The organism is Rhodopseudomonas pseudopalustris (assembly GCF_900110435.1).
GTDB lineage: Bacteria > Pseudomonadota > Alphaproteobacteria > Rhizobiales > Xanthobacteraceae > Rhodopseudomonas > Rhodopseudomonas pseudopalustris.
Map to the genome: position 1 here is coordinate 120,834 of NZ_FODT01000001.1, position 19,581 is coordinate 140,414.

18 protein-coding genes and 1 pseudogene are annotated in these 19,581 nt (G+C 66.0%); 6 read left to right on the forward strand and 13 right to left on the reverse strand.

What is annotated here, in order from left to right; translation table 11 throughout:
* Positions 1-67: 67 nt before the first annotated feature.
* Complete coding sequence (locus BMY71_RS00575) at positions 68-835, reverse strand: sulfite exporter TauE/SafE family protein (RefSeq protein WP_092681011.1); 768 nt, start codon at positions 833-835, stop codon at positions 68-70.
* 307 nt (positions 836-1,142) lie between these two features.
* Between BMY71_RS00575 and BMY71_RS00580 the strand changes: the two genes are divergently transcribed.
* The 4 genes from BMY71_RS00580 to BMY71_RS00595 all read left to right on the forward strand — a co-directional run bounded on the left by BMY71_RS00580 (position 1,143) and on the right by BMY71_RS00595 (position 4,856).
* Positions 1,143-1,694 (forward strand): LemA family protein, encoded by a 552-nt coding sequence (locus BMY71_RS00580; RefSeq protein WP_011504586.1) that lies wholly within the window; start codon positions 1,143-1,145, stop codon positions 1,692-1,694.
* 153 nt (positions 1,695-1,847) lie between these two features.
* Positions 1,848-3,041, forward strand: coding sequence for a M48 family metallopeptidase (locus BMY71_RS00585; RefSeq protein ID WP_092681013.1), 1,194 nt, complete (start codon positions 1,848-1,850; stop codon positions 3,039-3,041).
* Between the two features lie 173 nt (positions 3,042-3,214).
* A complete protein-coding gene (locus tag BMY71_RS00590; RefSeq protein WP_011504588.1) occupies positions 3,215-3,988 on the forward strand; it encodes a P-loop NTPase family protein in 774 nt (257 codons plus the stop codon).
* 199 nt (positions 3,989-4,187) lie between these two features.
* Positions 4,188-4,856 (forward strand): hypothetical protein, encoded by a 669-nt coding sequence (locus BMY71_RS00595; RefSeq protein ID WP_080506374.1) that lies wholly within the window; start codon positions 4,188-4,190, stop codon positions 4,854-4,856.
* A 179-nt stretch (positions 4,857-5,035) separates the two neighbouring features.
* Here BMY71_RS00595 and BMY71_RS00600 read toward each other — a convergent pair.
* Both BMY71_RS00600 and BMY71_RS00605 read right to left on the reverse strand, forming a co-directional pair.
* A pseudogene (locus BMY71_RS00600) lies at positions 5,036-5,583 on the reverse strand (adenine phosphoribosyltransferase).
* 140 nt (positions 5,584-5,723) lie between these two features.
* A complete protein-coding gene (locus tag BMY71_RS00605; protein ID WP_092681015.1) occupies positions 5,724-7,886 on the reverse strand; it encodes an anthranilate synthase component I in 2,163 nt (720 codons plus the stop codon).
* Positions 7,887-8,209: 323 nt separating this feature from the next.
* Here BMY71_RS00605 and BMY71_RS00610 point away from each other — a divergent pair, with 323 nt between their 5' ends.
* The gene (locus BMY71_RS00610) at positions 8,210-8,416 is read left to right on the forward strand and encodes a type II toxin-antitoxin system HicB family antitoxin (protein WP_092681017.1); all 207 of its coding nucleotides are present in this window, start codon (positions 8,210-8,212) and stop codon (positions 8,414-8,416) included.
* A 24-nt stretch (positions 8,417-8,440) separates the two neighbouring features.
* Here BMY71_RS00610 and BMY71_RS00615 read toward each other — a convergent pair whose 3' ends face one another.
* On the reverse strand, positions 8,441-9,067 hold the full coding sequence (locus BMY71_RS00615) for a class I SAM-dependent methyltransferase (protein WP_092681019.1): 627 nt from the start codon (positions 9,065-9,067) through the stop codon (positions 8,441-8,443).
* A 23-nt stretch (positions 9,068-9,090) separates the two neighbouring features.
* Complete coding sequence (locus tag BMY71_RS00620) at positions 9,091-10,377, reverse strand: ABC1 kinase family protein (protein WP_347336018.1); 1,287 nt, start codon at positions 10,375-10,377, stop codon at positions 9,091-9,093.
* A 527-nt stretch (positions 10,378-10,904) separates the two neighbouring features.
* On the opposite strand from BMY71_RS00620, the gene BMY71_RS24720 reads away from it, so the two are divergent.
* The gene (locus BMY71_RS24720) at positions 10,905-11,081 is read left to right on the forward strand and encodes a hypothetical protein (RefSeq protein ID WP_175557570.1); all 177 of its coding nucleotides are present in this window, start codon (positions 10,905-10,907) and stop codon (positions 11,079-11,081) included.
* 129 nt (positions 11,082-11,210) lie between these two features.
* Here BMY71_RS24720 and BMY71_RS00625 read toward each other — a convergent pair whose 3' ends face one another.
* The 8 genes from BMY71_RS00625 to BMY71_RS00660 form a co-directional block, all read right to left on the reverse strand.
* The gene (locus tag BMY71_RS00625) at positions 11,211-11,429 is read right to left on the reverse strand and encodes an alkylphosphonate utilization protein (RefSeq protein ID WP_011504596.1); all 219 of its coding nucleotides are present in this window, start codon (positions 11,427-11,429) and stop codon (positions 11,211-11,213) included.
* Between the two features lie 137 nt (positions 11,430-11,566).
* On the reverse strand, positions 11,567-12,256 hold the full coding sequence (locus tag BMY71_RS00630; RefSeq protein ID WP_011504597.1) for an OmpW/AlkL family protein: 690 nt from the start codon (positions 12,254-12,256) through the stop codon (positions 11,567-11,569).
* A gap of 220 nt (positions 12,257-12,476) precedes the next feature.
* The gene (locus tag BMY71_RS00635) at positions 12,477-12,737 is read right to left on the reverse strand and encodes a hypothetical protein (RefSeq protein ID WP_011504598.1); all 261 of its coding nucleotides are present in this window, start codon (positions 12,735-12,737) and stop codon (positions 12,477-12,479) included.
* 192 nt (positions 12,738-12,929) lie between these two features.
* Entirely contained in the window at positions 12,930-14,840 is a 1,911-nt protein-coding gene (locus tag BMY71_RS00640; protein ID WP_092681021.1) for a propionyl-CoA synthetase, read from the reverse strand.
* Positions 14,841-15,013: 173 nt separating this feature from the next.
* Positions 15,014-15,778 carry a lysozyme inhibitor LprI family protein gene (locus tag BMY71_RS00645; protein ID WP_092681023.1) on the reverse strand — a complete coding sequence of 255 codons (765 nt, stop codon included), beginning with the start codon at positions 15,776-15,778 and terminating at the stop codon, positions 15,014-15,016.
* A gap of 189 nt (positions 15,779-15,967) precedes the next feature.
* Complete coding sequence (locus BMY71_RS00650) at positions 15,968-16,771, reverse strand: SDR family NAD(P)-dependent oxidoreductase (protein ID WP_092681025.1); 804 nt, start codon at positions 16,769-16,771, stop codon at positions 15,968-15,970.
* A gap of 313 nt (positions 16,772-17,084) precedes the next feature.
* Positions 17,085-17,459, reverse strand: a complete 375-nt coding sequence (locus tag BMY71_RS00655) for a DUF1850 domain-containing protein (protein WP_244525944.1) — start codon at positions 17,457-17,459, stop codon at positions 17,085-17,087.
* On the reverse strand, positions 17,456-19,576 hold the full coding sequence (locus tag BMY71_RS00660; RefSeq protein WP_092681029.1) for a TRAP transporter permease: 2,121 nt from the start codon (positions 19,574-19,576) through the stop codon (positions 17,456-17,458). Before BMY71_RS00660 ends, BMY71_RS00655 begins: the two co-directional genes overlap by 4 nt.
* Between the last annotated feature and the right edge of the window lie 5 nt (positions 19,577-19,581).

A 19,581-nucleotide genomic window follows, 5' to 3' on the forward strand; every position in this document is an offset into this window, starting at 1 on the left:
TGCACATCGCGGGGCCACGGCGTCTCATCGAGACGCCGCGCTCCGTGCGCAGCGGCGGGGCAGATTGTTAGTTCGCGCCCCGCAGCATTCCGATGAGGCCCTGTAGCACCAGCGCCGTCGAGACGACGAACAGCAGCACATAGGCGATCTTGTAGAACAGCCCGGTGGGCATGCGTCGTATCAGCCAGATCCCCGCGAAGTTCGCCACGGCGGCGAGCGGCAGCAGCGCGATCGAAGTCGCGACATTGGCGGCATTGAACTGCCCGAGCAGCAGATACGGCCCGATCTTCAACGCATTGAGGATCGCGAAGAAGATCGTGGTGGTGCCGACCAGCACCAGCTTCGGCAGTTGCAGCGGCAGCATGTAGACCTGATAGGGCGGCCCGCCGCCCTGGGTCATGAACGAGGTGAAGCCGGAGACTCCGCCCCAGAACACGCCGGCGGCCGTCGAGCCCTTCGCGGGCGACAGTTGCGGCCGCAGCCAGACGTTGAGCACGAAAGCGACGCCAACGCCGCCGACGATCAGACGGACCACGTCGTCGGAGACGATCGACGCAGTCCACCACGCCACGCCCATGCCGATCAGCGCGCCCGGTAGCATGATCTTCAGGCTCCGCGCATCCCAATGGCGGCGATAGACGTAAAGCGAGATCATGTCCTGGCTGATCAGAACCGGCAGCAGCAGCGCGGCCGCTTCCAGCGGTGGCAGGAACAGCGCCAGCAGAGGCGTCGCCGCGATGCCGATGCCCGAGAAGCCGCCCTTGGCGAGGCCCAGGAGGACAACCGCGGGAATCGCAGCGGCGTAGAACCAGGGGTCTAGGATGATCGACGACAAGTGACCTCGCGGTGGGACGTGAAAGACGGCCGGCGGGCCTGCGGGGATCAGGCGCAATGCTTGCGGCAGACTGCGCCGCCGCAAGCCGGACCGGACCACATTATCGCAACACAGGTAGCGCACCACCAACCTGCGCCAACCGGCCACAGTCCCGCGAACCGGGACCGGGACCGGGGGAGTTCGCAATTTTGAACGGTTCCGGCGGCCCCGGCGACCAAGGGATGCCGCGACTTGCGCGGCCCCTGCCGTATGACCGCGAACTCGGCTACGGTCGGCGTCGACGTTGTTTCATGGGGAGCCGCCAGTCATGTGGATTTTTCTCGGCATCATCGTCGCGATCGCGGTGTTCGCGCTGATGACCTACAACCGCCTGGTGGCGCTGCGACAGCGCGTCGGCCAGGCCTTCGCCGACATCGACGTGCAACTCAAGCAGCGGCACGACCTCATTCCCAATCTGATCGAGACGGTGAAGGGCTACGCTGCGCATGAGCGCGGCACGCTCGACGATGTCATCAAGGCGCGTAACGCCGCGATGTCGGCGCAGGGTCCGGGCCAGGTCGCCGCCGCGGAGAACATGCTGACAGGCGCCCTCGGCAAGCTGATCGCGCTGAGCGAGGCCTATCCGGACCTCAAGGCCAACGCGAACTTCCAGCAGCTGCAGTCGGAGTTGTCCGACATCGAGAACAAGATCGCGGCGAGCCGCCGGTTCTTCAACAACGCCGTGCAGGAGTACAACACCGGCATCCAGCAGATGCCCGCCGCCCTGTTCGCCGCGCCGCTCGGCTTCACCCACAAGGACTATTTCGACCTCGGCGAAACCCGCAGCCAGGTCGAGCAGGTGCCGCAGGTGAAGTTCTGAGCGCCCGCGTCATTCCGGGGCGCGCGCAGCGCGAACCCGGAATCCCGAGGTGTTGGAAAGCGTTCTCTCACGTCGAGATTCCGGGTCTGCGCCGCTGAACGCGGCGCATCCCGGAATGACGTGGGTGGGTTGTGCCCAATTGGAGCGTGCCCGATGGCCGCCTACGGTCTCTATACCCACATCGCCGCGAACAGGACCCGGTCGGTCGTGTTGCTGATCGGGCTGTTCGGGCTGATCTATGTGCTGGTCTATGCCGGCGCGCTGATCGCCGAAGTCGTGCTCGACAGCGAGCGTTCGGTCGGTGAGTATCTCAACGCCGCCGCGGCCGATCTGGTGAAGGCGCTGCCGTTCGCCACGATCGGCGCGGCGTTGTGGATCGCAATCGCCTATTTCTTCAATCAGAAGCTGATCGACGCGGTCACCGGCGGCCGGACCGTGACGCGGCAGGAGCAGCCGCGGCTGTATAATCTGCTCGAGAACCTGTGCATCTCGCGCGGCATTGCGATGCCGAAGCTGAAGGTGATGGACTCCGAGGCGCTGAACGCCTTCGCCAGCGGCCTCAACCCGCGGCAATACTCGATCACGGTGACCAGCGGCCTGTTGGCCAATCTCGACGATCACGAGATCGAGGCGGTGCTCGGCCACGAACTGACCCACATCCGCAACGGCGACGTACAGATGATGGTGATCGCGGTGATCATCGCCGGCGTGGTCGGGTTCTTCGGCGAGATGTTCTTCCGGATGTTCTTTCAGGGCGGCTTCCGGTTCGGCGGCGGCTCGGGAGGATCGTCATCCTCCTCGTCATCGTCGAGCGACCGCAAGGGCGGCGGCGCGATCGTGGTGGTGATCCTGGCGGTGGTGCTGATCCTGCTGGCCTGGTTCCTGTCGCAGGTGGTCAAGCTGGCGCTGTCGCGCTCGCGGGAATACCTCGCCGATGCGGGCTCCGTGGAGTTGACCAAGAATTCCGACGCGATGATCTCGGCGCTGCGCAAGATCGAGAACCGCGGCGAACTGGAGGACGCAACCTCTGCGGTGATGGAAATGTGCGTCGACAACCCGCGCCAGGGCTTTTCAGACCTGTTCGCCACCCACCCTTCGGTGGAGTCGCGGGTGGCGGCGCTGGTGAAATTCGCCGGCGGCCGTGATCCAGGCCCGCTGGCGCTGCCGACGAAGCCCGCAGCGACCGACGCAGCCGCACACGATTCGACCACAGACGCGCCGGCGCCGGGCGGCGATCCCGCCGCAGCCGAAGCCGAAGCCGCGTCCCCCAGCGGCCCGTGGAGCGACGCAACGATGCCGCGCGCGAGGCCGCGATTCCTGCGCGGGCCGTGGGGCAAGCGGGTGTGAAACCGGCCCGCCTGCCGCCACCACCTCGCATCTGAACGAATTTGTTGAGATTGCCGCCATCAGCGGGGCCGCCAATTGAATTATCCCATGTTTCTGCCATGTTCGCGCCCAAAGCAGAGGCCTTGCACCGCGATGCGCGGTGGGGGATCAAACCGGGCCCGAAAAGGAATCTCATGGCGAAGCCAGCAGTCATCGTCGTAGGCGCAGACAAGGGCGGCGTGGGCAAAACCACGGTCTCGCGAACCTTGCTGGACTATTTCAACGCCAACAACATCCCGACCCGCGCCTTCGACACCGAGTCGCCGCGCGGCACCCTGAAGCGCTTCCATCCCGGCATCACCGAGATCGTCGACATGACGACGACGGCGGACCAGATGAAGATCTTCGATACGCTGAACACGGCGGCGCCGTCGGTGACCGTGATCGACGTCCGCGCCGGCCTGCTGTCGCCGGCGCTCGCGAGCTTGCGCGACATCGGCTTCCTCGACGCCGCCCGCTCCGGCCAGATCACCTTCGCGGTGTTCCATATTCTCGGCCCGTCGATCGCCTCGCTCGACGAGATCGCCGAGACCGCCAATTTCATGATCGGCGCGAAGTATTTCCTGGTGAAGAACTTCATCAACAACACCAGCTTCTTCGAGTGGGATCAGGCGACCTACAATTCGTACTTCCATCGCATCAAGGACGCGACCGAGCTGACGATCCCCAAGCTCAACGAAATGGCCTATGAGCAGGTCGAGGTGTCGTCGGTGCCGTTTCTCAAATTCGTCGCCAACAAGGGCGTCCAGGACGAGCCGGCGAACTACTCCTTCGTGCTGCGCGGCTATGTCCGGCACTGGCTCGCCAATGTGTGGAGCGAGTTCGACCGGATCAAGCTCACCGACCTCGTCGGCAAGGACAAGGGCGGCCGCAGCACCAATGTGGCGGAAGCCGACAGCGAGAAATAATCCGCTGCACAGCGGATTTTGGCTATATCGGATCGGAGCATTTTCGGTTCTGATTGAATCGGAATCGAAGCTCTGGTTGGTTTTGACGCGTCTTCTTTACGCTGACCGATACGCCATTCGCTCGAAAACACTTTGACATCTTCCGGCCGGGCGAATGGACGCCGGCCGGAAAGCCCGATCGACGCCAATGTCCCGCAGTCTGCACCGCACCCCGGTCTACATCATCTGTTCGCCGCGGCCGTTCGTCGGCAAGACCCTGATCGCGCGACTGCTCAGCGAATTCCTGCAACTCGCGCGCGGCTCGGTGACGGCCTTCGACGTCAACGTCAAGGAGCCGTCGCTGCTCGACTATCTGCCGCAGCTGACCGAGACCGCGGAGGTCGACGACACGTTCGGCAAGATGCAGCTGATGGACCGGCTGATCATCGGCGACGGGCTTGCGAAGGTGATCGACCTCGGCTTCCACGCTTTCGACGAATTCTTCGGGACGTTCGCCGAGGTCGGCTTCATCAAGGAAGCCGCGCGGCAGCAGGTGGCGCCCGTCGTACTGTTCGTTCCCGACAGCGACCGCAATTCGGCGCGCGACTACGCCATGTTGCAGGAGATGATCCCGCCGCGGCAACTGATCGTCATCGACAACGAGCACGTGATGCACGGCGAGCTGCCGCGCGTGTTCGCGCAGGGCCGGGTCATCCGGATTCGCGCGCTACCGCCGTTTTTGAAGACGTATGTCGACCGGCTGAGCTTTTCCTTCACCGGCTATCTGCGCGCCGAGCCCGATGCCTCGACCGAGCTGAACCAGTGGATCCGGAAGAACTACACCAGCTTCCGCGATCTCGAACTGGAAATGACGCAAGCAAGGGCGTGACGCGCACGTCGCTGGAGAGGTCACCCTCCCCTGGAGGGGGAGGGTCGCTCGCGTAGCGAGCGGGGTGGGGTGGGGTGGCGAAGAGTTCGACCGCCGTGCCCGCGGCTCACCCCTCCCCGTCCCGCATCCGCTACGCGGCTGCGTGCCGACCCTCCCCCTCAAGGGGAGGGTGAAGAGGCTCAGTGGCCGCCGAACTCGATCAAAGTGCGGACAGGAACGCCCATGGCGCGGATCTTGGCGGCGCCGCCGAGATCCGGCAGATCGACGATGAAGCAGGCGGCGACCACTTCGGCGCCGAGCTGGCGCAACAGCTTGATCGCGCCTTCGGCGGTGCCGCCGGTGGCGATCAGGTCATCGACCAGGATCACCCGCTCGCCCGGCTTGACCGCATCGACATGGATTTCGATGTGGTCGGTGCCGTATTCGAGCGCGTATTCCATCGACACGCAGGTGTGCGGCAGCTTGCCCTTCTTGCGGATCGGCACGAAGCCGCTCGACACCTGATGCGCGACCGCACACCGCCGATGATGAAGCCGCGCGCCTCGATGCCGGCGACCTTGTCGACCTTCGAGCCGGCCCAGGGCTGCACCAATTCGTCGACTGCGCGGCGGAAGGCCCGCGGATCGCCCAGCAGCGTGGTGATGTCGCGGAAGACGATGCCGGGCTTGGGATAATCCGGGATCGACCGGACACTGGCCTTGAGGTCGTGGGCGAGTTCAGGGGTCATCGGCGGCGGGTCTCTGTTGCGGGTGGCTCAATTCGTCATCGCAGGGCGGCCGAAGCAATCCGGCAATTCGGATAAGCGTCGCCGGGGGTGTTAGCAGCCCGCCCCCGGCGGCACACGTGTTTGGATCAATTTCTCGAAGGTCAGTTCGGCGGCAGGCCGAGGCGGAAGGCGTTTTCGACGATCCGCAGGCCCACCTGGCCGCCCAGCGACATCAGCGACTCCGGGTGGAACTGCACGCCGCCCACCGGAAGCGATTTATGCTCGATCGCCATCGCGATGCCGTCCTCGGTCGAGGCGGTGACCTTGAGCGTGTCGGGCATGTCCTGCATCTCGACGAACAGCGAGTGATAGCGGCCGATCGTGATCTCGTTCGGGAGGCCGTTCATCAGCGTGCCGCCGCGCACCTGAATCCGCGACGGCCGGCCATGCGCCGGCTGCGCGAGCTGGCCGAGATGGCCGCCAAAGTACTCACCGATCGCCTGAACGCCGAGGCAGACGCCGAAGATCGGCAGCTTCCGCGCCAGCGCGGCGTCGATCGTGGACTTGATCTTGAAGTCCTTCGGCCGGCCGGGGCCAGGCGACAGCACCAGCAGATCATAGGCATTGTCGGCCAGCATCTTCTGCGCATGGATGTGGCGCACGACGCTGACCTGGGCGCCGACCTGGCGGAAGTAATCCGCCAGCATGTGGACGAAGCTGTCGTCATGATCGATCAGCAGCACCTTCTTGCCGGAGCCGGTGGCGTCCGGCGCGACCGCCGACAGCGGCTTCGGCGGATCGCCGCGCAGCGCCTGGAACAGCGCCGCGGCCTTGACCTGGCATTCCTTGTCCTCGGCGACCGGATCGGAATCGAACAGACAGGTCGCGCCGACACGGACCTCGGCGAGGCCGTCTTTCATGCGGATGGTGCGGATGGTCAGGCCGGTGTTGATCGAACCGTCGAAGCCGACGACCCCGAATGCGCCGGCGTACCAGCGCCGCGGCGTCCGCTCGTGATCCTCGACGAACTGCATCGCCCACAATTTCGGCGCGCCGGTCACCGTCACCGCCCAGGCGTGGGTCAGGAAGGCGTCGAGCGAGTCGAAGCCGGGCCGCAGCATCCCCTCGACGTGATCGACGGTGTGGAACAGTTTCGAGTAGGTCTCGATCTGGCGTCGCGCCAGAACCTTGATCGTGCCCGGTACGCAGACCCGCGCCTTGTCGTTGCGGTCGACGTCGGTGCACATGTTCAGCTCGAACTCGTCCTTCTCGGAGTTCAGGAGCTTCTGGATCTGCTCGGCGTCGGCGATGGCGTCGACACCGCGGGCGATGGTGCCGGAGATCGGGCAGGTCTCGACCCGGCGGCCGTCGGAGCGGACGAACATTTCCGGCGAGGCCGACACCAGGAATTCGCCGTCGCCGAGATTGAGCAGGCCGCCGTAAGGAGACGGGTTGATCCGGCACAGCCGCTTGAACACTTCGGCCGGAGAACGCTCGCACGGCTCGCCGAACAACTGCCCGGGCACCGCCTCGAACAGGTCGCCGCGGGCGAAGGATTCGCGCGCCGTCTCGACCACCTTGGCGTATTCGCCCGGCGCATGGTCGGCGAAGCCCTGCCGGCCGGTCTGGGTGTAAACGCTCTCGGCGGTCGCAGTCGACAGGCCCGAGCTGGACTTGCCTTTCCAGGCGAATTCATAGGCGATATTGACGCCGCGGCCGGTGGCGCGGTCGTAGGCCAGCAGGCGATCCGGCACATACAGCACGATGTCGCGCTGGTCGGCCTCGCGCGCACGTTTCTGCTTCAGATCCTCGATCTGAAACACCAGATCATAGGCGAAGGCGCCGTACAGCCCGAGCATCGGATCGGCCGGCGAGGCGAACGCCGCGACCAGCGCCCGCACCAGCGACATCGCGCTGGCGCGGCGGGTGCGCTGGTCCTCGTCCACCGGCGCCTCGCCGCGGACGATGTGGCCCCTGATCTTGGTCGCGCAGGCCTGCTCGACCACGACGCAGGGCTCTTCGAGCCGGTCGGACAGGAACGCGATCAGCACCTGGCCGCGTGCGTTCAGCGCCTCGATCGAAAACTGATCGGCGCGGGTAGTCAGCACCAGCGGCGGATCGGCGAAGCCGAAATCGAAGCTCTCGTAGCGCCCCGGCACCGTGGTGCCGGACGACAGCATCACGCCGCGGCGACGATCCAGCAGGTCGATCAGGTCATCGAGCGCCTGGCCGCCGGTGAAGGCCTCCACCGTGCGCGACACGCCAAGGCCCGCGGCGGTGGCGTGGTCGCTGTGCTTGGGTAGCGAGAAAACGGTCCTGTTCATGGCATCCTCTTAACTCAACTTGCCGGAGGAACGCCACACAGGACAAACGAAAGGCCGCCTCGCGTGGCGGCCTCGGGACGATTCAGAAAACGGAAAATCGCACGGCCACCTCTCAGGAGGTGCGCCACCAAAGACGGATCTGGGTCTGGTAGGATGACGTGCGCATGAGCGCAGAGCAGCATCCGGCGGGGGTGGAGTCAAGGGGACGGCTGGCGGGAGTTAGGCAGACTAAAGGAGGAAGCCCTCTCCGCCACGGCCATGTGAGGCTTGCCTGTTTCCGCTGCCAGTATCCTGACGCAAGCTGGCCTCAAGGAGCGGCGCTGATGCGCTACGCGGTCGTGATCGAAAAAGCCGAGGGCAATTATTCGGCCTATGTGCCGGACCTGCCCGGCTGCGTCGCGACCGGCGCCACGGTGGCGGCGGTTGAAGCCGAAATCCGCGAGGCGATCCGGTTTCATATCGACGGGCTGCGGGAAGACGGTCTGCCGGTGCCGGCGCCGACCAGCCTGGCGGAGTACATCGAGACCTGAACAATCTCAGCGCGGCGCAGGCACTCAAGCCGTCTCGGGCCTTCTTGCCACGATATACGGCCCGTGGGGGTTGTCGCCGAACACGCGTTCGTCGGCGATCTCGAAGCCGGCGTCACGCAGGGTCTGGAGCAGCGCAGGCCTGGTCAGCGCCTGCGCGCGCGGGAACAGGCCGATGCTTCGCAGCACGAAGAACAGCGCGCGCAGCTTGAGCGACATGTCGGCGAAGCACCAGGTCTTGCTGATGAGCAGGCCGCCGGGCTTCAGATGGGCGTGGATCTGCGCCAGCGTGCCGGGCAGATCGCCGACCAGATGCAGCACCTGGAAGGCGCAGATCGCGTCGAACGGTCCGCCGTCGAAGGCGCTGTCGGCGTCGGCGAGGACGAAGCGCAGATTGCCCGGCGCTGGCTTGGCGCAGGCGATACGCAGCATCTCGGCCGAGAAATCGGTCGCGATCCATTCCGCCGCGTGCGGCGCGAGGCGGATCGCGGTCGATCCGGTGCCGCAGCCGATCTCCAGCACCCGGTCGGTCGGGCGCAGTCGGCCGGCGGCGTCGGCGAGCATCGCGGCGTAGGCGGCCGGGTCCTTGATCGGCCGCGCCGCATAGCGGTCGGCGACCTTGTCCCAGAATTTGACGTGGCGGGGCGCGGCCATCGCGGGTCGTTCCAGCCGGGCCGTCACAGATGCGGCTCGACGAGGGCGCGCAGATCGACCCGCGCCCGCATCCGCGTCGCCAGCATGTAGATGCCGCCGAACTTGCGCTGCAGAAACAACGTGTCCATCGGCGGAATCCGGAAATGCGCGTGGTCTGCGGCCATCGCCATGCCGGCTTCGCGCATCCGGATCGCGAGGTCGCTGGCGCCGAAATCGAACGGCCCATCCTGCCGCAGCGGTTGCAGCGACATCTCGAAGATCTCGAGCATCGCCTGTTCAAGCCGGGCAGGCGTGTTGCCGGCCAGGAAACCGATCTCGAACGCGGCGGCGCGAACGCCCGGACGGTCGCCGGCCAGTCCTGCGCGCAACAGCCGCCGGTAGAGCTCGGCGAAATCAGCCGGAAAGGCGCGGGTGGCGCCGAAGTCGAGCAGCATCACCTGCCCGGTCGCCGGCACATAACGATAATTGGCGAAGTTCGGATCGGTCTGCATCAGGCGGAATTCGAACAGCTCGCGGAAAATCAGGCCGATCATCAGCGTCATCACCCGGTCGCGCTCCGCCTGCGGCGCGTCGGCGAGGCTGTCAATCGGTCCGCCCTCGACGTAACTCATCGCCAGCACGTTCGGCGTCGTCAGGTCGGCGTGCAACTCGGGCACGCGGAATTCGGGCCGGTCGGCGAGCAGCGCGCCGAATTGCGACAGGCAGCGGCCTTCCCGTTCGTAGTCGGCCTCCTCGTGCAACTGCCGCTTGGCCTCGGCGATCATCGGCGCAACGTCGACGCCCCTGGGCACCAGCCCGGCCATGCGCATCAGCGAGGCGACGTTGTTGACGTCGGAATCGATGCTGCGGCGGACGCCGGGGTATTGCAGCTTGATCGCCAGATCGCGGCCGTCTGTGGTCCGCACCCGGTGGACCTGGCCGATCGAGGCCGCGGCGACGGGGTGGGCGTCGAACACCTCGAACCGGCGCTGCCAATGCGGCCCCCAGGCCTCGGTCAGCACCCGTCGCAACTGCGCGACCGGCATGTGATGCGCTTCCGAGCGCAGACGGCCGAGGATTTCGGCCAGTTCAGGCGGCAGCATGTCGCCGGCATCCATCGAGATCAGCTGGCCGACCTTCATTGCCGCGCCGCGCATCTGCGCCAGCCTGTCGGCGACCTTGATGGCGTTAGCGGGCGTGAGCAGCAGATCTTCGATCCGCGGGCGCTGGCCGCGCGCGAGCTGCCCCGCCACCTCGGCGGCGACATTGCCCGCGATCGACGAGGCCAGTCCGCCCAATTTCGCCAGCCGCGACAGCCGCGAACTCGGCACGGCCAACGCTCTCCTCTCGAAGGCGGTCCTCTCGATCTTCCGATGCGGCACGGGGGCTTCCTTCGCGGCAGGCAGAGTGAAGATGGCGCGGAACGGAGCCAAAACCAGTCCCCATAACCGCATACCCCGTTTCTGCCGACGCGGCCGCGCCGTCTGTGACGATGTCACCCCCGCCGTCACAGAGCGGAACGCGCGGGGGCGATAGCTTGGTTGCCACTCACGGGACAAAAGGTGCGGAACGCTCGCGCCGCTGCGGCGTTCAACTTGCGCATGCCGGGTGACAACCGGCCGTAACAGGGAATTGGCGGACGCAGCTCATTTTGCCGGTTTCTGGCTGCGACATCAACGTATCGGTACGCGCTGACGCCTAACCTGTTCCCGGCATGCATCCCTGACTTGAGCGACCCCAGCCGGGGGATATCGGTGATACACGTCGCCGATCATCTTGACGCCGAAATCGGACAAAAATTTCGCCTCAATCCCGGAGCCGGTAGTCGATTGAGACAGACAGCAACCGGGGTTGAGCCGTGGGTAACCGACTGGACTGGCAGATCGAACAGATCGTCGCGGAGAGCGATGGCAGCCTCCACGACGCGCTCCGCGCGCTGATGCAGGTGAACGAGCGGCTGGAAGCGGAGCTGGAGCGGCTGCGCTCCGCCGCGGTGTGCGGGCATTCATGCACCGACGGGCAGTCGCTCCACTAGATGTTCTGACGCGTTGTCGTCACGCGAACCGTTTTCCACTTCGCTCGAAAACGCTCCAATTCTCTTCCGCTGCATTCATCGACTGATACAACTTCGAAGCGAGCCACGATCCGGTCCGCCCGGAGACGCTCAGGACTTCTTCAGAAATTCCGTCCGCAGCACCAGGCCCTTGATCTTGTCGGTGCGGCCTTCGATCTCGTCCTCGTTGTCGGTGAGGCGGATGCCGCGGATGACCGTGCCGCGCTTCAGCACGGTGGACGACCCCTTCAGCTTCAGATCCTTGATGAGGGTGACGTTGTCGCCGTCGGCGAGCAGCGCGCCGTTGCTGTCCCTGACCTTGATATCCATGCGGTGCCTCTTCGAGCAGACTGCGCGATGCGCGGTTGCGCCATCAAGCAGGGATGCGGTGCGGTAGCAATGATCAGGCTCAGTGCCGGACCAAAAAAAGCGGCGCGGATCGCTCCGCGCCGCGTCGATTCCGAGGATCAGAACTTGTAGGTGATGCCGGTGCCGATCAGCCACGGATCGAGATTGACCTTGCCGGTCACCGGCACGTTGCCGGCCAGCGTGCCGTTCCACTCCGGACGCAACCAGATCTTCTTGACGTCGACGTTCCAGCCCCAATGCTTGTCGAACATGTAGTCGAAGCCGATCTGCGCCACCGGGGCGAAGCTGTCCTTGAGGTGGCTGTCGGTGACGACGCCGCCCGCCGCGCTCTGGCTGAAGAAGAACGTGTAGTTCACGCCGGCGCCGATATAGGGCTTGAACGCGCCGAACTCGGTGAAGTGATATTGCAGCGTCAGCGTCGGCGGCAGCAGCCACGACTTGCCGACGTCGATCCCGGTGAGCGTGCCCGCGCCCGACACGCTGTGCCGGGTGACGCCGAGGATCAGTTCGGCGGCGATGTTCCTGTTGAAGAAGTACGAAATGTCGAGTTCGGGCACCAGCGCGTCCGAGGTCTTCAGCGACGAGCCGGCGATCTGGTCGACGTAACCGGAATCCCGCGGGACCACGCCAAGCACGCGCAGGCGGATCATCCACGGATTCCATTCATCCACCACCGGCGCCTTGTACACCGGGCGGGCGGCGAGATCGGCGGCGACGGCGTTGGCCGGCAGGCCGTTCAATGCCGCCGCCATCCCCAGCGCCGACACGACAGTCAGAAACTTGGTCATAGTGCCCCTTTGAATGTCAGTCGCGTGAGCACCCGCACACGCTTGCGGTGCACCAATGCCGCCGAGGGTCGGCAACGTTTGATCCAAATCAAACGGCGGCGCGGCCCGCGGCAGGCTGTCGCGGAGCGTGACCCGCAAGACACAAATTCTCAGGGAGTTCGCAACTGACCCCGTCGTCTGACGGACAGGAATGAGCCGGGTCGCGCGCCACGACCCTGCTCTAGGGCCGGCTCGGGTTGCTCATCATGTACTCGCCGAGATTGCGCTGGGCGCGATTGTCGCGGGTGACGGCGTTGGAGCGCTGGACATCGCGATCCCTGCGGCAGGCGACGTAGCCCGGCGAACCGGCCGCGACGCCGGTCGCACGGCAGAACGCATCGTCGTCGGCGAGATCCGCCGGCGCCTCGCTGCGATGACTGCAGGCGGCGAGCGTGAGGGCGACAAGGGTCAGCGCGAGAAGCTTCATTGTGAACGGCGGCATCGATATTCCCGATATCGTCATTCCGGGATGCGCCCCTTGGGACGCAGGCCCGGAATCCATCTCCCCTGGCGGTGGTTATCGATTCCGGTACGCCGCCGCGCGGCGCCCCGGAATGACCATGGCAAGGGTCGAAGCCTGTTTAGCCCGGATTGCGGACTTTGTAAGTCCGCAATCCCGGGTCCGGGACCAGCGTCAGCTATGGTTCTTCAGCGCGGTGCTGATGTCGTCGAGCGCGGTCGGGTCCTCGATCGTGGCGGGCATCGCCCATTCGTCGCCGTCGGCGATCTTCTTGATGGTGCCGCGCAGGATCTTGCCGGAGCGGGTCTTGGGCAGCCGCGGCACGGTGATCGCCAGCTTGAAGGCCGCGACCGGGCCGAGCTTGTCGCGCACCAGCTTGACGATCTCCTTCTCGATCTCGGCGTGATCGCGGGTGACACCGCTCTTCAGCACGATCAGACCGCAGGGCACCTCGCCCTTGATCGTATCGTTGATGCCGAGCACGGCGCATTCGGCGACGTCCGGATGCGAGGCCAGGATCTCCTCCATGCCGCCGGTCGAGAGCCGGTGGCCGGCGACGTTGATGATGTCGTCGGTGCGGCCCATCACGAAGACGTAGCCGTCCTCGTCCATGTAGCCGGCGTCGGAGGTCTTGTAGAAGCCGGGATAGTCGGCGAAGTAGCTTTCGCGGCAGCGCTCGTCCTGCTGCCACAGCGTCGGCAGACAGCCGGGCGGCAGCGGCAGCTTGATCACGATCGAGCCCATCGTTCCGGCGGGCAACGGCCGTGCGCCCTCGTCGACCACCTGAACGTCGTAGCCCGGCATCGGCACCGTCGGCGAGCCGTGCTTGACCGGCAGCAGGCCGAGGCCGACCGGGTTGCCGGCGATGCACCAGCCGGTTTCGGTCTGCCACCAGTGATCGATCACCGGCACCTTGAGCTGCTGCTCGGCCCATTCCACCGTCGGCGGGTCGGCACGTTCGCCGGCCAGGAACAGCGTACGCAGCTTCGACAGATCGTATTTGCGGATGAAGCTGCCTTCGGGATCGTCCTTGCGGATGGCGCGGAACGCGGTCGGCGCCGTGAACAGCGCCACCGCGCCGTGCTCGGAAATCACCCGCCAGAACGCGCCGGCGTCGGGGGTGCCGACCGGCTTGCCTTCATACATGATCGAGGTCGCGCCGTGGAGCAGCGGGCCGTAGATGATGTAGCTGTGGCCGACCACCCAGCCGATGTCGGACGCGCACCACCACACCTCGCCGGGTTTGACGCCGTAGAGGTTCTCCATCGTCCATTTCAGCGCGACGAGATGACCGCCATTGTCGCGCACCACGCCCTTCGGCTTGCCGGTGGTGCCCGAGGTGTAGAGGATGTACAGCGGATCGGTGGCGTCGACCGCGACGCAATCGGCCTTCTTGTCGGCCGCCAGCGCCTCGGAGCGCAGTTTGGCCCAATCGTGATCGCGGCCTTCGATCAGCTCGCACTCCTGCTGCGGCCGCGCCAGGATGATGCAGGCGTCGGGCTTGGCGGTGGATAGTTTGATCGCTTCGTCGAGCAGCGGCTTGTACTTGACGATGCGGCCGGGCTCGATGCCGCAGCTCGCCGACAGGATCAGCTTCGGCTTGGCGTCGTCGATGCGGGTGGCGAGTTCCTTGGCCGCGAAGCCGCCGAACACCACCGAATGCACCGCGCCGATGCGGGCGCAAGCCAGCATCGCCACCATCGATTCCGGCACCATCGGCATATAGAGGATGACGCGGTCGCCCTTGGCGACGCCGAAATCCTGCATCACCGCGGCCAGCGCCTGCACTTCGCGCAGCATCTCCGCATAAGTGAACTGGCTGATGCTACCGGTCAGCGGCGAATCGTGGATCAGCGCGACCTGGTCGGCCCGGCCGTTGGCGACATGGCGGTCGAGCGCATTGTAGCAGGTGTTGACCTTGGCGCCGGCAAACCAGCGGCCGTACAGCCCCTGCGAGCGATCGAACACCTTCGTGGCGGGCTCGATCCAGTCGATCTCGCGCGCGGCCTCGGCCCAGAAGCCCTCGGGATCGGCGAGCGAACGGGCATGAACCTCGTGGTAACGGCTCTTGTCATGGCTATTCATGGCGTCACGCTCCCATCGGTCTCAGGCGGTTTGCCCGCCATGTCGAGCTTTTAGCCGGGGCTGGCAACCCCGCCTTTGTTCCTAATCAACAGCGGCGGCGCGCCCGGCCTTGGCCGGACGGCATTCTGGCCCGACGCGCCCGGGTTTCAAGGCCAAACCGGACGGTTTCGGCGTCAGTACCCATCGATACCTGTCAGTTGTCGCCGCCGCGCCTTCATCGCCGCGCGCAGGTCGTAGCCGGGCCGACCGAACGACGCGTTGCGGGCGGCGATGAATTGCTCATGCGCGCGGGTCAGCGCCCGCAGTTCGGCGGGCTTCGCCGTCGCATTGTCCTGCAGCACGCGGATGTAGATCGCGTTGATCTCGCGGTCGAGATTGGCGAGTTCGCGATCCCCGCAGATCGCTTTTTCCACCGCTCGGCGGGCGCGGCGGCAATCGAAGCTCGGTTTGCCGTCGACCGCCTTCTGCGCGCCGAGCCGTTCCAGCTCCATGGCCAGCGCCTTGTGGTTGGCGCGGGCGGCGGCGTGATCCGGCTGTAGCTTCAAGGCCGCGGCGAAATCCGCCAGGGCCTTGGGGCGGTCGCCCTTGCCGAGCCACAGCTCGCCGCGGGCATTGAGACCATCCGGCAGCTTCGGTTCGAGCCGTAGCGCGTCGTCATAGTCGCCGATCGCGCGATCGACCTGCTGCTTGCGGGCCAGCGCGCCGGCGCGCGCGATCAGCGCCTTGATGCGATCGTCCCGCTCGGTCTTGCGGCTGGCGATCAGCCGGCCGCACAACGCGATCGCGCGATCGTCGTCATCCAGCTTCGCCGCAGCGGCAAGGCACGGAGCCGGGTCGACGGTTGGATCGTCGAGGGCGTCGGGCGTGGTGGCGAAGGCCGGCGCGGCGGCAAGCAGCGCAACAGCAAGCAGAAGGCTGGTTGCGGGCAAGCCGCTCATGGATCGAGTAGTCCTGAATTCCGACATGCGACTCGTCATCCAGAGATGCGCACGCACTTGCATGCGCCTCGAAGGACGAGCCGTATCAACCCGCTTCCATCCTTCGAGGCTCGCTGCGCTTGCACATCGAGATGACGCTTCGAGGCTTGCTGCACTCGCAACTCAGGATGGCGGCCGACGCCGATCATCTCAATTCACCTTGAGGGTCAGGCCGCCGTCGACCACCAGTTCGAGACCGGTGACGTATTTCGACTCGTCGCCGGCGAGAAACAGCGCGGCGTTGGCGACGTCCCAGGCTTCACCCATGTGCCCCATCGGCACCTGCTCGTCGCGCGCGCGCCACATCGCCTCGACGTCGCCGCCGGCGTAGCTCGCAGCGAGGCCCGCGGAATGCGCGACCATCGGCGTCTTCATCAGGCCGGGCAGGATGCAATTCACCCGGATGTGGTCGCGGGCATACTCCACCGCGGTCGTACGGGTCACTGCGTTCATCGCCGCCTTCGAAGCCGCATAGCTGACATACGAGATGCCGAGATGCCGGATCGAAGCGATCGACGAGATGTTGATGATCGAGCCGCCGCCCTGGCGCTGCATGATCGGGATCACATGCTTCATCGCCAGGAAGGCGCTCTTGAGATTGACCGCGAACACCCGGTCCCACTCCGCCTCGGAAATCTCGACCACGCCGCCGGTTTCGGCGATGCCGACATTGTTGTCGAGCACGTCGATCCGGCCGTAAGCCGCCATACAGGCATGGATCATCGCCTCGACGTCGACGGCACGCGACACATCGGCGGCGAACGCCGTGGCGCGGCCGCCGGTGCCGGTGATCAGGCTGGCGGTTTCCTCCGCCGCTTCGGCGTTGCGGTCGACGCAGAACACCTGCGCGCCCTCGCGCGCAAAGGTCACCGCGGTCGCCTTGCCGTTGCCCCAGCCCGGTCCGATCGAGCCGGCGCCGACCACCAGTGCGGTCTTGCCTTGCAGTCGTGGCATTGCGTGTTCTCTCTCGTGTTTGCTTCAAGGGCAGCGTTGTAGCTCGGATGGAGCGAAGCGCAATCCATGTGCTCTCTCTCCGCCTGAGGCAGGGCGATCGCACATTAGATAAATGCGCACAGCACCGGTGCTTTCTTCACCCTCCCCTGGAGGGGGAGGGTCGGCACGCAGCCCGCGCCAGCGGGATGCGGGGCGGGGTGGGGTGAGCCGCGGGCACGGCGGATGAACTCTTCGCCACCCCACCCCGCTCGCTGCGCGAGCGACCCTCCCCCTCCAGGGGAGGGTGACTCCGGCTCCATCAGCGATCAACCAACTACTCGCTGCACGCGCTCATCGTGGTCGGGTGCGGGCCGATGTCGTGCCCGATGATCTCCGACAGCGTGCGGCACGCGTCGGCGCTGCACAGCCGCCATTCGCCGGCGAGGCCGGAATTGCCGAGCACCACTTCGCGCAACCGGTTTCGCGGCGGCGACCATTGAAACCAGCCGCCCACGAGGCGCGCCTCCGGCGGCGGCTCCATGCCGGCGCCGGCGCCCTTGACGCGCGCCTGCACCAGTTCGAGCCCCTGCTTGGTGACGCGCCAGTCTTCCTGCCACGCGGTCTGCTCGATCGAATGCGTCCAGGCCAGCGTGAAGCTCGCGAGCGCCAGCGTCTTCACAACGCCCGCGGACGCGAGGCAGAGACTCACGCCGCGGCGACCGCGTTGCGCGGCCGCTGCCGCCATTGCCACACCACGACCAGCGCCGCGACGATGAAGCCGAAATAGTCGCTATAGGGAAACTCGCCGAGCAGGCAGATGCTGGCGGCGAAGGCGACGACGCGCTCGATCACCGTCATCCGCGTGTACAGGAAGCCGATCGCGACCATGCCGAACAGCGCGATCGCGACCAGCGCCTTCACGGTGGCATAGACCACTGCGCCGTAGAAGCCGAGTTCGGCCGCCATCGGATCGCCGGGCTGCAGCATCAGCGCCGGCGAATACACCGCGATGAACGGGATGACGTAGCCGGCGAGCGCGATCCGCATCGCCTCCCAGCCGATCTTGTCGGGATTCTCGCGGGCGATCGGCGCCGCCGCCAGCGCCGCCAGGGCGACCGGCGGCGACAGGTCCGCCATGATGCCGTAGTAGAACGCGAACATGTGGCTGACGATCAGCGGCACGCCGAGCTTCGCCAGCGCCGGCGCGGCCAGCGCCGCGGTGATGATGTAGGTCGGGATCGTCGGGATGCCGGTGCCGAGCAAGATCGACAGCAGCATCGTCATGATCAGCGCCAGGAACAGGCTCTTCTCGCCGAGCCCGATCACCCAGCCGCCGAAAATGGTGCCGACGCCGGTCTGGGTCATCATGCCGATGATGGTGCCGACGATGGCGCAGGCCATGCCGACGGTGAGCGCCGATTTGGCGCTGTCGGCGAGCGAATCGCGGCACGCCGCCAGGGTGGCGCGGCCGCCACGCGTGACCGCCGTGATCGCAATCAGCGCCGCGACGATCAGGACGATCCGCATGATGTCGAGCCCATTATGCGACACTGCGCCGACCACAAGCGCCAGCCCGATCCAGAACACGTAGCGCAGCACCTGGCTGGAGAAGCCGTGCACGATGCTGGCGCCGAGGATCAGCGTCACCGTCAGCGCCAGGCCCATCGAGCCGGCATAGAGCGGCGTGAAGCCCTCGAACAGCATGAACACCAGCGCGGCCAGCGGCAGGACAAGGTACCAGCGATTGACCACCGCCCGCCAGGCGCTCGGGATTTCCGACTTCTTCATCCCGACCAGCCCGTGCTTGCCGGCCTCGAGATGCACCATCCAGAACGCCGAGGCGAAGTACAGGAATGCCGGGATCACCGCGGCCTTGACGATCACCGAATAGTCGACGCCGAGCGTCTCGGCCATGATGAAGGCGACCGCGCCCATCACCGGCGGCATGATCTGCCCACCCATCGAGGCGGTGGCCTCGACGCCGGCGGCGAAGGCGCGGCGATAGCCGAACTTGATCATCAGCGGAATGGTGAACTGGCCGACGGTGACGACATTCGCCACGCCGGAGCCGGAGATCGTGCCCATCATGCCCGAGGCGAACACCGCGACCTTGGCCGGGCCGCCGCGGCTGCGACCGAACAGGCCGAGCGACACGTCGGTGAACAACTGGATCATGCCGGCGCGCTCGAGGAACGAGCCGAACAGGATGAACAGGAAAATATAGGTCGCCGACACGTAGATCGGCACACCATAGAAGCCCTCGGTGCCGAACGACAGATGGGTGACGACCTGGTCGAAATCATAGCCGCGGTGGTTCAATGGCGCCGGCAGATACTGGCCGAAGAACCAGTACACCAGACAGACGCCGCACATGATCGGCAGCGCCGAGCCCATCAGCCGCCGCGTGCCCTCGAAAATCAGCACTGCGAGCAGCGTCCCGACGACGAGATCAAGCTGGGTGGGATCGCCGTCGCGCGCGATCAGGTCGGCGTAGAAGAACCATTGATACAGCCCGCACAGGAAGCCGAGCGCGCCGACCAGCCAGGCGAAAACGCGGCCCAAATCAGTACGCGCGGTGAAATTGCCGAGCAGGCCGAAGGTGAGCAGGATCAGGAAGCCGACATGCACGCCGCGCACGACCTGGCTCGGCAGCACGTTCCACGCCGCGATCACCAGTTGGAAGGTCGCGAACGCGATCGCCACCATGTACGCCAGATGGCTCCAGCCGCGCGGGCCGAACCCCGCCGGAAAGCCGTGCTCGAAATTGTCGAACTCGACCTTGACCGGTGCCGGCCCGTGTTCGACCGTGGCTTCTGGCTGCAACATCGATG